Consider the following 14,706-nt stretch of genomic DNA (forward strand, 5'->3'; position numbering starts at 1 on the left):
TAAATTGGCTATATTTCAGTAATGCCTCAATTTTATCTTCCCGGGCCATGGGATTCCGAAAAGCCAAACACCCTCACCCCAGAGGTCGCCCACCATTTACGAGTCCGGCGGGTTCAAATTGGGGAAAGCTTCCCAGTATTTGATGGAAATGGCCAAATTGGAGAGGCCACACTCCTCTCGTTGAGCGGAAAAACTGGGCAAGCCCAATTGAATGACATCCGAATTGACACCCATCGTGAGACCCCATACGCCATTACTTTGGCCCAAGGGCTGGCTGGTGGCGACAAAATGGATTGGATTGTGGAAAAGGCCGTTGAAACTGGGGCTCAAATCATTGCGCCCCTGCAATGCGAACGCTCCGTCATCAAACTTACCCGCCCGAGCGATGAAGAGCGCGCCCAAAAACGACTGGCCCACTGGCGTGGAATCATTCAAGCCGCCTGTGAGCAATGTGATCGCACGGTTTTTACTGACCTAGAGCCGATTCAAACTTTTGAAGCCTACTTGAAGGCAATTCCCAAACCAGCCTTAAAGCTACTATTAAGTCCAGATGCAACTCAAAGCATGTATTCAGTCTTGGCTACAAATGCCCCGCAAGATATTGTGCTGATGATTGGGCCTGAAGGTGGGCATTCCCCTGAAGAAGAGGCCTTAGCGCAGGCTGCAGGCTATCAAATCGTTTCATTAGGTGAACGCGTGCTACGTACCGAAACAGCTGGCGTAGTGGCCATTACAGCGGTTCACAGCATCTGGAATCCTGAAATGCAAAATCGCCTCAAATAGAGGCGATTTCTGCTGGTTTCTAGAAGGCTTTAGCGTTAAGCGAAAGAATAGAAAACACGATACGGTGTACGACGCTCTGCCCAAAAATCTACAGCATCACGGAAAACATCTAACAGCGTCTCACGTGCTTCTTTGTCGAACTTCTGAGTACAAGGCAATCCTTCCAGAACCACTACAAATCCAGGCTGTGGGCCTGATTTATCAACCGTAGTTGTTAAGGCATCTAACAAAGGATCAAAATTCTTTGCCTGTTGCTTGGTAAATGAGTACGCAATTGCAATCGCCTCCAAAACTTCGCCTTTGGTCATGGCATTTGCGCAATTGGCGTAAATGAAATGTTGACCGAGCTCAGTAGCCGCTTCCTGTAAATCAGGAGTACGGAAAGCACGAATAGATTGCACGATATTAGGGCGCACACTGCGCAACATTGCCGGCGGTCCGGCATCGCGAACGGCCAAAGCGGCACGCCAAGAAGCTGTCACTTTTTTCCCCGAAACTTGAGTTGCTGCATAGGTTTGTAAACGAGATAAACCGCCCTGAGCGTAAATATTGGCAGCGGACGATTCGGTTTTAAGACGATCATTGCTGTCCCAACTTTCAGCACGGCCTTGTTCATCAAAGCTAGCTGTATTGCTGTTTTCAGAGCGATTATTCATGATGGGTGCTAGGTTACCCTCAACACGCCATCAAATCAAGCCCAAATACAGTGCATTTTATATAAATCGTTGATTTATATAGGAATAATAAATGTAAGTTATTACTAACTTACATTTATTATAAGGGCTTAAGAAATACCTCTCGCATTACTTGCAGCCTCAACTACAGCCAAAGTAGTCACATTCACAATCCGGCGCACAGTGGCTGCTGGGGTCAGAATATGAATTGGCTTAGCCACTCCCAATAGCAATGGGCCGATAGCAATACCATTTCCAGCGGCTGTTTTGAGTAGGTTGTAAGAAATGTTCGCTGAGTCAATATTAGGCATTACCAAAAGGTTTGCATCCCCTTTCAATGGGGAGCTTGTCACCGCGCCCGCACGAATCGTTGCATCTAAGGCGCTATCACCATGCATCTCACCATCAACCTCTAGGTCAGGGGCAGCCTTCTGAATCAATGCCAATACTTCACGCATCTTGATTGCGGATGGCGCGTTGCTTGAACCGAAATTAGAGTGCGAGAGAAGTGCAACCTTTGGCACTAATCCCAACTTACGCATTTCGCTAGCAGCCATCAAAGTTAATTCAGCCAACTCTGCAGCCGTAGGATCCAAATTGATGTGGGTATCTAATAAAAAGACTTGGCGACCTGGAAGAATCAAACCAGACATTGCGCCATAAACATTTGCACCTGGCTCACGACCAACTACCTCGTCAATATATTTCAGATGCGTTGCAGAATTACTAACGGTTCCACAAATCATACCGTCCGCCATGCCCTTAATAATCATGATGGAACCAATTAAGGTATTGCGGCGACGCATCTCTAACTTTGCAAAAGATGCAGTAACACCCTTGCGCTCAGTCATACCTAAATAGGTTTGCCAGAAATCACGGTAACGTGGATCATTCTCTGGATTGACTATTTCAAAATCTTCGCCAGCCTTCATACGTAAACCAAATTTCTCAAGGCGGTGCTCAATCACTGCGGGACGACCAATCAAAATTGGGGTAGCAAGGTGCTCATCAATAATGATCTGGACAGCGCGCAATACACGCTCATCTTCTCCCTCTGGGAAAACAATGCGTTTTTGATTAGCAGGGACTCGTTTAGCAATACTAAAGAGTGGCTTCATCAAAGTGCCAGAGTGATACACAAATTGTTGGAGCTGATTGCGATAGGCATCAAAATCTTTGATGGGACGCAAAGCAACGCCATCATCCATCGCCGCCTTGGCAACTGCTGGGGCAATCACCGTAATCAAACGGGGATCAAACGGTTTTGGAATTAAATACTCTGGACCAAACGAGAGATTTTCAATACCGTACACAGAGGTAACTACCTCACTTTGCTCGGCTTGCGCTAACTCTGCAACCGCCTTAACAGCAGCCACCTCCATGCCGCGAGTAATGGTTGTTGCGCCCACATCTAAAGCACCGCGGAAGATGAATGGGAAGCACAAAACATTGTTTACTTGGTTTGGATAATCCGTACGTCCAGTTGCCATGATCGCGTCTGGGCGAACTGCCTTGACTTCTTCCGGAAGAATTTCTGGGGTTGGATTTGCTAAGGCATATACCAATGGCTTATCTGCCATCTTCTTTACCATCTCTGGTTTCAGTACGCCGCCCGCTGAAAGGCCTAAGAAAATATCCGCGCCCTCAATCGCTTGGTCTAATGTTCTTAAGTCTGTCTCTTGGCAGAACGGTTCCTTCTCAGGATCCATTAATTCTTTACGGCCCTTGTAAGCCACGCCAGCGAGATCGGTTACCCAAATATTTTTACGAGGGATACCTAAATCCACTAAGAGGTCTAAACACGCCAGTGCAGCAGCGCCTGCGCCAGATGTCACCAACTTCACATTACCGACATCTTTACCGACAACCTTTAAGCCGTTCAGAATAGCGGCTGCAACCACAATCGCTGTGCCGTGCTGGTCATCATGGAAGACCGGAATCTTCATGCGCGCTTGTAATTTGCGCTCAACAACGAAACAGTCTGGTGCTTTGATGTCTTCTAAATTAATACCACCAAAGGTTGGCTCTAACGCCGCAATAATTTCTACTAATTTATCAGGATCGTTTTCATTCACCTCGATATCAAATACATCGATACCAGCAAACTTTTTAAAGAGTACTGCTTTACCTTCCATCACCGGCTTACTCGCCAGTGGCCCAATATTTCCTAAACCTAAAACAGCGGTACCGTTAGTAATAACACCCACCAAATTTCCACGGGCTGTGTATTTAAAGGCATTGGCTGGATCTTTAACAATCTCTTCGCATGGTGCAGCAACACCAGGGGTATATGCCAGAGCTAAATCGCGCTGATTTGTGAGTTGCTTGGTTGGGGCAATTTCAATCTTGCCTGGTGTAGGAAACTCGTGATACTGAAGGGCAGCTTCACGAAGGGCTGCAATTTGTTGCTCTTTATTGTTTTCTTTGCTCATCAACTAACTCTTAGGTGTACGCATATTGAAGTCTCCAATTCTATTCCTCTCAGATGTCTGTCTGCCAACAGCCTAAAATGAGGCATGCAATCTCCATCCGCCCCCATCGGTGAATTTGACCTAATCCAACGTTTTTTTAAAACGGGGGCTGAGGCAATGTCATCGCATTCCAGTATTGCCCTTGGCATTGGAGATGACTGCGCTGTTTTACGCCCTGCTGCCGGGGAAGAATTAGCCATTACCACCGACATGTTAGTTGAAGGTAGACATTTTTTAGCAGGCGCTAATCCCGAGCAATTGGGCCGAAAAGCCCTAGCAGTCAACCTTTCCGACCTTGCGGCAATGGGTGCTAAGCCCCTAGGTTTTACCTTGGCGCTGGCCCTCCCCAAGGCAGACCCTGTGTGGCTAGAAAGTTTTAGTAAAGGTCTTTTTTCAATAGCCAACGAATACTCCTGCGCCCTAATCGGGGGAGATACCACTGCTGGCCCACTCAATATTTGTATTACAGCGTTTGGCAGCATCCCTACTGATAAAGCCATTCGAAGATCAGGGGCTAAAGCTGGGGATGACATTTGGATTTCAGGGGAACTTGGAGATGCAAGACTTACTCTTGCTGCATTGCATCATGAAATAGCCCCGCCTGAATCGGATCTCCAAGCAATCGAGCATCGCATGCATCAACCAACACCCCGAGTGCAATTGGGTATTGCACTCAGAGATATTGCGACTGCTGCCTTAGATATCTCAGATGGACTATTGGGAGATCTAAAACATCTTCTCAAGCAATCTCAAGTAGATGCCGAAATATTTTTAGAGCAACTTCCAAAGTCAGCCGTTTTATTAAAACAAAGTGAAGCAATCCAAAATCAATTTGCCGCCTGTGGTGGCGATGATTATGAAATTTGTTTTACTGCTCCCATTCTTGAGCGAAACAATATTGAGCAGCTGAGTAAGTCGCTTGATTTACAACTGACTCGTATTGGTCAAACTGTAGCGATGAAAACCACTGAAGTTAAGGTAGTACTTTTTTCTGCTGATGGAAATCCGCTGTCTGATGCAGAAACAAAAGTATTCATGAAATCTTTCGATCACTTCGCCTCATGAACCTACCCACACACTCCTCGCCAGTAAAGCCTACTTTTAAATGGGTTTTCCAAACCGCTGGACGTACCATCGCCTTTGGCTTTGGTAGCGGACTGAGCCCCATGGCGCCTGGGACTGCCGGCACCCTCTGGGCATGGGCTGCTTTTTTACTGGGTGAATATTTTCTTTCTACTGAAGATTTTTTATGGATCATCGCTGGCGGATTTTTATTAGGCTGCTGGGTTTGCGGTCACGTTAGCGAAGAGTTGGGCAAAAAAGATTTTGGTGGGATCGTTTGGGATGAAATCATCGCCTTCTGGCTGGTACTGATTTTTATCATGCCGACTAATATTTGGATGCAAGCGGGTGCTTTTGTAATCTTTCGATTTTTTGATGCAGTCAAGCCAGGCCCCATTGGCATGATTGATCGCCACTTTAAAAACCTCGAAGGAGATCATTTACCTTCAAGCATCTTTCAAATTCTTTGGAGGGGATTTGGCATCATGGTCGATGACCTTGCTGCAGCCTTCTTCACATTACTCATCATGGCATTAGTACAAGTATTCGTCCGCTAGGAACAATATGAATGCACTCGATACCGCCAAAGAACTGGCTAATCTCCTGGAAACTACGGGCTGGAAAGTCGCCCTAGCTGAATCCTGCACTGGTGGGTTGGTCTGCGCAACGCTAACTGAGTTGGCCGGCTCCAGCAACTGGTTTGAGCGCGGATACATCACCTATAGCAATCAAGCCAAGACCGAGTGTCTAGGAGTGCCCATAGAACTCATCGAGTCTCATGGTGCGGTCAGTGAAGCGGTTGCCAGAGCCATGGCTGAAGGAGCGCAGCGCAATGCCAAGGTTAAAGCCGCAGTCTCCATCACAGGTATTGCAGGTCCTTCAGGAGGGTCATCTGCAAAACCAGTGGGGACCATTTGCTTTGGGTGGGCGATTCAGAGCGAGGAAGCTGTAGCCACTACCTGCCAGACCAAACTCTTTACCGGCGATAGACAAGCGGTGCGCCAACAGGCAACTGCTTTTGCATTAGAAGAATTGCTAACTCTACTAAAAGCAGTAAAGTCTTAATTACTTCATCCAGCCTTTGCTGTGGAAATAAAAGAGTGGAATGATTGCGGATACAACCATGGCGCCAATAGCCATTGGGTAACCCCAAGTAGCATCGAGCTCTGGCATGTACTTATAGTTCATACCCCAAATACTCGCGAGCAATGTAGGCGGCATTAAGGCAACGGATACCACCGAGAAGATCTTGATGATCTTGGATTGATTCAAGTTAATGAAACCGACGGTCGCATCCATCAAGAAGTTAATCTTGTCGAATAAGAATGCGGTGTGGTTTTCTAAAGAGTCAATATCGCGCAAAATTTGACGCGCCTCTTCTTGCTGCTCATCTGACAATAACTTGCTACGCATCAAGAAAGATAAGGCTCTACGGGTATCCATCACATTGCGGCGAATCCGTCCGTTGGTATCTTCTTCTTTTGCAATCGTTTCGAGAACTTGCTCGGCATCAGCATCATTGATGTCATCTTGCAGAACCCGTTTACCTGCCTGCTCAAGATTTTCATAAACCTCTTCGAGCGCATCAGCAGAGTACTCAGCATCAGTCGAGTAGAGATCGAGCAAAACATCTTTTGCATTGCTGACTGAACCTGGACGCAAGCGTGCACGCAAACGAACTAAACGGAAAACGGGAAGATCTTCGTCGTGAATGGAGAACAAGACTTGCTTAGTGAGCACAAACGCAACGCGTACGTTACGAGAAGTTTCTTCTTCATCCAATAAGAAATCGGTACGAATATGAAGGTGGCCATCGTCAGCTTCAAAATATCGAGCGGAAGCCTCTAAGTCACCCAAGTCATCCAACTCAGGCAAAAGCACTCCGAAAGCCTCTTTAATCCAAATGAGTTCCTCTTCTTCTGGGTCAACAACGTCGATCCAGATAGGATTGGCATATTGCAACAATTCATTGCGATCTTCGACTTGCTCTTGAGAGAGGCGGCCATTTTGCAGGACGAACAAGTTGATCATGGTGAACTCCTAAGGAATGTGCGCTAGTTTATCCTATAGAACATGACACTTTGACTAAAATAAGCAAAATTCAATGAACTCAAGCTCAAATACCTTTAACCAGCAACTCCAGTCTGCATGGGCTTCCCAAGGCAGCATGCTGTGCGTTGGTTTTGACCCCGATCCAAAGCGTTTACCCCCGTCGCTTCAAGGGAAGCCCGAGGGCATCTTTGAGTTCTGTAGAGAAATCGCTGACGCTACTGCGGATTTGGTCTGCGCATTCAAACCCCAGTTCGCCTACTTTGCATCGCAAAGAGCTGAAGTCCAGCTAGAAAAGCTGATCCAACATCTAAAAGATAAATACCCGCATATTCCGGTGATTCTGGATTCCAAGCGCGGCGATATCGGCAGTACCGCGGACCACTATGCCATGGAAGTATTTGACCGATATGGCGCAGATGCAGTAACCGTTAGCCCCTATATGGGCTTTGACACCATTGAGCCCTACCTTAAACACCTTGGCAAAGGGGTCATCGTCCTCTGTCGCACCTCTAACCCAGGCGGCTCAGATTTACAGTTCTTAAACGTATCTCCTGATGGTCAACCACTCTATCTCCATGTAGCGAAGTTAGCTGCAGAGAAATGGAATAGCTCAGGTCAAATCAGCCTCGTTGTCGGCGCTACCTTCCCCGAAGAAATTGCCAAGGTACGCGCCATCATTGGTGATATGCCTTTACTCATTCCGGGTATTGGAGCTCAAGGTGGCGACATCGATGCCACAGTAAAAGCAGGTGCTATTCCCAATAAACCCGGTACTGGCATGATCATTAATTCCTCTAGAGCCATTCTGTATGCCAGCTCAGGAAGTGATTTTGCAGAGGCAGCTAGAACGGTTGCCCTCAATACCCATGATGCGCTAAGAGCGGCTACAGCTAAGTAAATACTCTTAAGGGGGCTGGTTGCTGCTTACTTGCTAGTAGCACTCTTAGGTATTGGAGTTAGCGCTACCCGATCCATATATTCCAAAATGAATTCCTGGCGGGTGGGGAAATGAATATTGGCTTTACGGCAATACTGCGTTTTATCAAAACATTTAGGCGCCGGTAAAGCCGAAGCTAGCGCTGCAGACTGCTCACGGTCTAGCGCTGCCGGGGAAGTAGCGTAGTAATGCGCGGAAGCGGCACCGATACCAAAAATACCTTCACCCCACTCGACTGAGTTGAGGTAAATCTCAAACAAACGCTGCTTAGAAAGCGTCAGTTCTAACAAGCCAGTGATGATGAGCTCTTGACCCTTGCGGAAATAATTTTGCTCTGAAGAGAGAAATAGATTTTTAGCAAGCTGCTGTGTAATGGTTGAACCACCCCGCAATGCAGTCGTTGCTTTATTACCAGTGCGCCGCTTCTGTTGATTCTTCTCCCAGGCTTTTTGCATGTCTTCAACACGAACGCCCTTATGTTGAAAAAAGATATCGTCTTCACTGACCAAAACCGCGCGCTTGAGATTCCCAGAAATTTTGTCGTATGGAGTCCACTTCGACTGAATGGGGCAAGACCAATGCCAAGTGCATAAGCGCCAGCGCTCCGCCCTCTGGAAGGCGGTACTGTCAGGGTTCAACGTAGTCCATAGGCCGATCTGTATAGCAAAATAGGCTTGCATTGCTAGGAAGCCACATAAAAGACATTTAATGGGATAAGTAAACCAGCGCATGGGCGTGGAGTTTAGCTTCTGAGCTCAGCCAACACTACTCTCGGATCAATAGTAGTTGCAAGGTCTGCGCCCCGCCAGAGCAAAAATGCATCGGCAGCTTGCTCTACCAACATCCCCAAGCCATCACTGACTCGCGAGCCTCTTTGCAAAGCTTGCTGCATGAAGCTTGTTGTTTTGCCATAGAGCATTTCATAAGCAAATGAGCTGGGCACAAAAATATTTGCAGCTGCCGTATTACTGAGTGGAGATTGATTATCCAGTCCGGCAGCAGTGGCATTAATTACCAAATCAAAAGGTGTTGTCCTTTTTGCATCTTCCAAACTTTCAAGCGTGGCTGATTCTAGAGTCGTATTTTTAGCCTTGGCCAAGCCCGCAAAGAGAGCAACCAATTCATCAGCTTTAGCGCTGGAGCGATTGGCAAGAACTAAATGTTTAGGAGACTGATCTAGCAAGGGACCAAGAACACCGCGGGCAGCGCCGCCTGCTCCTACAAGCAAGATGCGCGCACCATGAAGCGCAATGCCTTGCGCCAGTAAATCCCGCACTAGGCCGGCACCATCAGTGTTGTCTCCGTAAACCTTGCCATCCCGATTCCAGAGCGTATTAACTGCGCCAGCCAATTGCGCCCTAGGCGTTAAGACATCCGCTAGCGCTTGTGCGTCCAACTTAAACGGGACTGTCACATTCATACCCTTGCCACCGGCAGTGAAAAATTCTTGCGCTGCTTTTGCAAATCCACCCAGTTCAGGCTGTAAACGTCCATAGTGCATGGCCTGTTTGGACTGTTGTGCAAACCTTGCATGAATCAGTGGTGACTTACTATGTGAAATAGGGTTACCTGCAACCGCATACACATCTACCCCATCAAATAATTTGGGATCGGTATGCAAATCAATAGGCGCCGGTGATGTCATGATGAGTAGAGGATAAGCGAATTTGTAGTGAATTTCTTGGACTATTTTGTAATTGAATTTAATTTCGCAATTCCAAGCGATCGGCACCATCACGAGCAAACTCAAAAGTCGAGACCCAGTCTAAGACGTCAATTTGCTTGCGCATTTCTGACGGAAAGGGGCCAAAAGGCGCTGAAGCCCGAACGATAGCCAAGGCTTGGCGATCTAACTCAGCATTACCAGAGCTGCGACCAATGGATAGGCCATCCTTACCTTGGGCATTACTCGTAATGTTGCCTTGGGCATCGACACTCACCACAATGATGAGGCTGCCATATAAAGGCCGGCCATTAGCGCGAGGGAAGAATGCGCTGCCGTAGGCCTCAATCTTTTGACGCATCGCATCGTAGTAATGCGCAAAACTCACCGCCTTAGCATTTGCGCCTGTTAAGACCTTGCGCCGCGGTCCGCGACCATCTGCTTGCAAACGCTTTGCCAGCTCTGCCTCTAAAGAATTGAGTTGTGGCGTAATTTTTTGCTCATCACCACTTTTCCGTCCGCCAGAGCGAGCGCGTTGCTCATCTAACTTGGCCAACATTTGCTTTTGCTGTTTCTCTAAAACTTCTAAGCGCGCCTCGGCGCCCAAACGAGCCCGATGCAAAGCAGTAGCATCTTGATTCTCCATTTTTCCACCGCCCTGCAAATCCGCTTGAGCTAATTTATTAGCCTGTGAAGGCGGAGTCTTGCTGCTGGCATTCACCAACACCACGCTCAGAGGTGTATTTAGTCGGCGACTTTGGATTTCTCCTGCACCCCAACGAACCGATAAAAAAAGGAGATGTATTACCAGCGAGGCACAAAGAGCAAATTGAAATGGATGGCGACGCCAAGCATTTTGCAAATAAAGTATGGTGGAGTTACTGTGGACTTCCATCTTCAGCAGGATTTTCTACGATCTCTTCAGCAATTTTTGCAGGCGCCTCAATTTCCAATACTCTTACCCCAGCCCCAAGTTGCAATAAATCGACATCAGCGATAAGCACTTGCGCCTGCGTCATACGGGGATGAGCAGCTAGCTCTGGCACAGGAATATGTAGAGGCACTAATTCCACTCGTGACATACCCTCTTTAAGGTGACGAACATAAACCGTTCTCGATCCGCCTTCTTGCGCAATCCAACGCAAGCACCAATATTTCTCTAATCTGTCCTGATACTCCCCATAAGCCTGATAACAAGACTCAAAGTCGGCAGCAATTCCCATGAGAGTTGCATCCCTTGGGGGAAATGGCGCAACCATCTTGGCAGTTACCCCATGCTGAGCCAAAGCAATCAGTTGCCATTGATTCACCAAGTCAGAATAGCGACGCAATGGAGAAGTACACCAAGCGTAATAATCCAAACCTAAACCTTCATGAGGTCCTGGAGTGGTTTGCATCCGAGTGCGCAGTGGACCCCATCCCTTTTGGGTTCTAAAGAGTCCAGGTAGGCCATAATCAGCAAGCAACTGTCCGGAAGCGCTGTTACAAAAAATCATCCATTCAGCAACGATGGTATCGAGCACCGATCCCCGCTGACGAGGAATAATTTCTACGTGTTCCTCACCATTGATTTGCTCCACTTCAAAATAAAAGTCTCTGGCTAAAGCATTGGGATCTGTCACGCCAAGTTGCTCTGCACGCAGGCCATTGGCTATACGCTTCTCTTGACGGCCAGCATGAAGTAATTTGGCTGTTTTCCATAAGACTGCTAGCTCTTTGCGAAAGGGGTAGGCCGCCCCATCATCAAGCAAGCTTTCTTCGCTCACTAAATGCTCTAAATCCTCTAGGCGTAAATTTGCCGCCATGGGCACCATCTCGGCACGCATTTGCAAAGACGCTTGATTGACTTGGCCATCCGCATCAATATCGACATAGATGGATAGTGCTGGTCGAGGTGCGCCCTCATCTAGTGAAAATTGCTCAATCACCGAATCTGGCAACATCGTAATTTTGTTGCCGGGGAAATACACCGTAGACATTCGGCTGCGAGCCACTTGATCTAAAGGATCATCCTTGGCGATTGCTAAACCTGGAGCAGCAATATGGATACCTACACGGTGACCGCCACCCTCTAAATCGGTTACAGACAAGGCATCGTCGATCTCTGTTGTCCCGGCATCATCAATAGAGAATGCCTTTACTTCAGCGAGCGGCAACTGCGCAATAGCAGCATCGTAGGCAGACTGGTCAACACCGATGCTCTCGTGATGAGCAGCACCATTTGGGAAATGTGCCTTTAAAAATAATCCCTGGTGATACGCTAATGGAGACTCAATAGCGCCACAGCGAATCATCAATTGCGCAGGAGATTCACCAGTTTCCGTACAGGCAGCAATCAAGGCCTTATAGGCTGAAGTATTTTTATCTGGAGAAAAAAGTAATTGTGTTGCAGAGGACTTGAGGGTTTCTGGGAAGATGCCTTGTACTAGCTCTTGCTGCCAAACACCTTGTTGCTCCAATTCTTTTTGTTTGCGCTCTAAAGCCGCCAAGCCAGCCTGCAATTGCTCCAGTGGCGCTCTCTGAAAGCGGCCACGCCCTTTGCGCCGAAAGAATACTGGGGCACCTTGCAAAGCGATTGCTAAAGCGACTTGCTGCGGAATACTCGCTTGCGCACCAAAGTACTCCATCGCAACATCTACCAAACTAAACTCTTCATCCGGAGCGCAATCCCAAAGCAATTGGAGATCAATATCTTTCGAAAGTGTCTGCGCTTCATCCATGACGGCCTGCGCTTCAGGCTTTTCAAAGCGCAACCAAACTTCTTTAGCCTTTAGTTTGATCTTTTTTCCCGACAGACTAGTTGCCTGCCAAGATTCAGCATCCCCAGAACCAGATGCAGACTGCACCGTGGCGAGTTTGATATCCCCGCCCTCTTCATATAAAAGATTCATACTTAGAGGGAAATCCCGCCACTCGCTTCCAAAGCTACACCGTTGACATAACTTGCTTCATCACTCGCCAGAAATAAATACACATTGGCCATTTCTTCTGGAGTACCTAGGCGCCCAAGCCAGCTACGGCGCTCAATATCTTGCAAAATATTTTCAGGCATCGCTTTAACCATCTCCGTGGCAATAAAGCCGGGGCAGACTGCATTCACCCGAATACCTTTAGGGCCTAATTCACGCGCCCAAGTTTTAGTAAATCCTATTACGCCAAACTTGGTGGCTGAGTAATTGGTTTGTCCAAAATTTCCATAGAGCCCTACTACGCTTGATGCGTTCACCACAGCGCCAGAGCCCGCTTCCAGCATATGCGGAACAATCAATTGAGTGCAATTAAACACACCCTTCAGATTCACATCAATCACCGTATCAAATTGTGCCTCAGTCATTTTGATGAGACGGGCGTCTTGCGTAATACCAGCATTGTTGATCAAGATATCAATGCGTCCATGTCTTTGCATCACTTGATCTACTACCGCCTGAATACTACCGCGATCGGTCACGTTCATCTCATAGGGCTCAGCATTAGGAATCTGTGCAGCGGCACCTTTCACAGACTCGAGATTAATGTCGGCAATTATCACCTTCGCACCCTCTTCTGCGAAGCGCTTTGCAGTCGCAAAACCAATGCCCTTGGCTGCGCCAGTAATGATCGCTACTTTGTCTTTTAGTCTATCGCTCATTTTTTTCTTTCTTGTTTTAACTATTTATCCCGAAAGGGCTTTCAGTATTTTTTGATGCACACCACCAAAGCCGCCATTACTCATCACCAGAATATGGTCTCCGGGTTTAGCCTCCATAGCCACAGCTTCAACCAATGCATTCAGCTCGTCAAAAGCTTTTGCTCTTCCAGAGCTGCCACTATTGAGGGGCGCTAGAACCTCGTCTAAATCCCAACCTAAAGATTCTTTACCGGAATTGGCTCCATAGGCAAAAATTTTGTCCGCTGCTTCTAAGCTAGCAGGAAGCTGCGCCTTCATCACGCCCAACTTCATTGTGTTGGAGCGTGGCTCCAACACCGCCAAGATGCGTGATTTACCGACACGACGCCGTAATCCATCCACAGTAGTCGTAATAGCAGTGGGATGGTGGGCAAAGTCATCGTAAACGGTAACGTCATTTGCTACACCGACGGTTTCTAAACGGCGTTTGACATTCTTAAACGCCGCCAAAGCACGTGCTGAATTTTCGGGGGAGATACCAATGTGATTCGCAGCAGCGATCGCAGCAAGCGCATTCAACTGATTATGTCTACCCATGACACCAGAGTCGGGTGCCCATTTCACCGTGGCCATCTCTTTGCCAGATTTTCGAACAATGAAACCATCGGCCTCTTGTGAAATGAGTGACCACTCATTACTCAACTCCTGCCCAAAGCGCTCTACGGGGGCCCATGCGCCACGTGTCACAACCCGCTCAAGCGCTTGTTCCTCACCATTGACTACCAATAGGCCATCACCGGGAACGGTACGCACTAAATGGTGAAATTGCGTTTCGATTGCCGCTAAATCAGCAAAGATATCGGCATGATCAAACTCTAAATTATTGAGAAGTGCAGTGCGAGGTCTGTAGTGCACAAACTTACTACGCTTATCAAAAAAAGCGGTGTCGTATTCATCTGCTTCAATCACAAAATATTTACCGCCACCCAAATGTGCAGAGACTGTGAAATTGAGTGGCACTCCACCAATTAAATAACCAGGCTTATACCCATTGAATTCCAGAATCCATGTAAGCATTGCAGAAGTGGTTGTTTTACCATGGGTGCCTGCCACTGCTAACACATGCTTGCTATATAAAACTTGTTCACCGAGCCATTGCGGACCAGAAATATAAGGAAGACCTTGGTTGAGAATGGCCTCCATTAATGGATTGCCACGAGAAACCACGTTACCAATCACAAATAAATCCGGCATCGTGTCAAACTGGGATAATTGATCCGGAGAAAATCCCTCAATGAGTTCAATGCCCTGTGCTTGGAGTTGCGTACTCATTGGTGGATACACGTTGGCATCGCAGCCTGTGACGCGATGTCCAGCCTGTCGAGCGATTGCGGCAATGCCGCCCATGAAGGTGCCGCAAATGCCCAAGATATGTATATGCATCAGCGAATTTTAGC

General features: G+C 47.6%; 14 protein-coding genes. 5 read left to right on the forward strand and 9 right to left on the reverse strand.

The window, feature by feature from the left end:
* The first annotated feature begins 21 nt into the window (after window positions 1–21).
* Window positions 22–783 (forward strand): 16S rRNA (uracil(1498)-N(3))-methyltransferase, encoded by a 762-nt coding sequence (locus ICN47_RS06100; protein ID WP_216219005.1) that lies wholly within the window; start codon window positions 22–24, stop codon window positions 781–783.
* Window positions 784–818: 35 nt separating this feature from the next.
* On the opposite strand, the gene ICN47_RS06105 is transcribed toward ICN47_RS06100, so the two are convergent.
* Together ICN47_RS06105 and ICN47_RS06110 are read right to left on the reverse strand one after the other, a co-directional pair.
* Window positions 819–1,439, reverse strand: coding sequence for a barstar family protein (locus ICN47_RS06105; protein ID WP_216219006.1), 621 nt, complete (start codon window positions 1,437–1,439; stop codon window positions 819–821).
* Window positions 1,440–1,567: 128 nt separating this feature from the next.
* Window positions 1,568–3,889, reverse strand: a complete 2,322-nt coding sequence (locus ICN47_RS06110; protein ID WP_216219007.1) for an NADP-dependent malic enzyme — start codon at window positions 3,887–3,889, stop codon at window positions 1,568–1,570.
* Window positions 3,890–3,973: 84 nt separating this feature from the next.
* Between ICN47_RS06110 and thiL the strand changes: the two genes are divergently transcribed.
* The 3 genes from thiL to ICN47_RS06125 are packed head-to-tail and all read left to right on the forward strand — an operon-like array spanning window position 3,974 to window position 6,055.
* Window positions 3,974–4,993, forward strand: a complete 1,020-nt coding sequence (gene thiL / locus ICN47_RS06115; protein ID WP_216219008.1) for a thiamine-phosphate kinase — start codon at window positions 3,974–3,976, stop codon at window positions 4,991–4,993.
* Complete coding sequence (locus tag ICN47_RS06120) at window positions 4,990–5,547, forward strand: phosphatidylglycerophosphatase A (protein WP_216219009.1); 558 nt, start codon at window positions 4,990–4,992, stop codon at window positions 5,545–5,547. Before thiL ends, ICN47_RS06120 begins: the two co-directional genes overlap by 4 nt.
* A gap of 7 nt (window positions 5,548–5,554) precedes the next feature.
* Window positions 5,555–6,055 (forward strand): CinA family protein, encoded by a 501-nt coding sequence (locus ICN47_RS06125; RefSeq protein WP_216219010.1) that lies wholly within the window; start codon window positions 5,555–5,557, stop codon window positions 6,053–6,055.
* Here the strand turns inward: ICN47_RS06125 and corA are convergent, their stop codons facing one another.
* Window positions 6,056–7,021, reverse strand: coding sequence for a magnesium/cobalt transporter CorA (gene corA, locus ICN47_RS06130; RefSeq protein ID WP_216219011.1), 966 nt, complete (start codon window positions 7,019–7,021; stop codon window positions 6,056–6,058).
* A gap of 73 nt (window positions 7,022–7,094) precedes the next feature.
* Between corA and pyrF the strand changes: the two genes are divergently transcribed.
* Window positions 7,095–7,940: an orotidine-5'-phosphate decarboxylase gene (gene pyrF / locus ICN47_RS06135; RefSeq protein ID WP_216219012.1), complete on the forward strand. Its 846-nt coding sequence runs from the start codon at window positions 7,095–7,097 to the stop codon at window positions 7,938–7,940.
* A gap of 26 nt (window positions 7,941–7,966) precedes the next feature.
* On the opposite strand, the gene mtgA is transcribed toward pyrF, so the two are convergent.
* Genes mtgA through mpl form a run of 6 tightly spaced genes read right to left on the reverse strand, consistent with a single transcriptional unit; the run spans window position 7,967 to window position 14,692 of the window.
* Window positions 7,967–8,710, reverse strand: a complete 744-nt coding sequence (gene mtgA, locus ICN47_RS06140; protein WP_216219013.1) for a monofunctional biosynthetic peptidoglycan transglycosylase — start codon at window positions 8,708–8,710, stop codon at window positions 7,967–7,969.
* 11 nt (window positions 8,711–8,721) lie between these two features.
* Window positions 8,722–9,624 (reverse strand): shikimate dehydrogenase, encoded by a 903-nt coding sequence (aroE, locus tag ICN47_RS06145; protein ID WP_216219014.1) that lies wholly within the window; start codon window positions 9,622–9,624, stop codon window positions 8,722–8,724.
* 58 nt (window positions 9,625–9,682) lie between these two features.
* Window positions 9,683–10,537 carry an energy transducer TonB gene (locus tag ICN47_RS06150; RefSeq protein WP_216219015.1) on the reverse strand — a complete coding sequence of 285 codons (855 nt, stop codon included), beginning with the start codon at window positions 10,535–10,537 and terminating at the stop codon, window positions 9,683–9,685.
* Complete coding sequence (locus tag ICN47_RS06155) at window positions 10,521–12,533, reverse strand: ribonuclease catalytic domain-containing protein (protein WP_216219016.1); 2,013 nt, start codon at window positions 12,531–12,533, stop codon at window positions 10,521–10,523. Before ICN47_RS06155 ends, ICN47_RS06150 begins: the two co-directional genes overlap by 17 nt.
* 2 nt (window positions 12,534–12,535) lie before the next feature.
* Window positions 12,536–13,270: a 3-oxoacyl-ACP reductase FabG gene (fabG, locus tag ICN47_RS06160; RefSeq protein WP_216219017.1), complete on the reverse strand. Its 735-nt coding sequence runs from the start codon at window positions 13,268–13,270 to the stop codon at window positions 12,536–12,538.
* A 24-nt stretch (window positions 13,271–13,294) separates the two neighbouring features.
* On the reverse strand, window positions 13,295–14,692 hold the full coding sequence (gene mpl / locus ICN47_RS06165) for a UDP-N-acetylmuramate:L-alanyl-gamma-D-glutamyl-meso-diaminopimelate ligase (RefSeq protein ID WP_216219018.1): 1,398 nt from the start codon (window positions 14,690–14,692) through the stop codon (window positions 13,295–13,297).
* Between the last annotated feature and the right edge of the window lie 14 nt (window positions 14,693–14,706).

Source organism: Polynucleobacter sp. AP-Latsch-80-C2, assembly GCF_018882185.1.
Classification (GTDB): Bacteria; Pseudomonadota; Gammaproteobacteria; order Burkholderiales; family Burkholderiaceae; genus Polynucleobacter.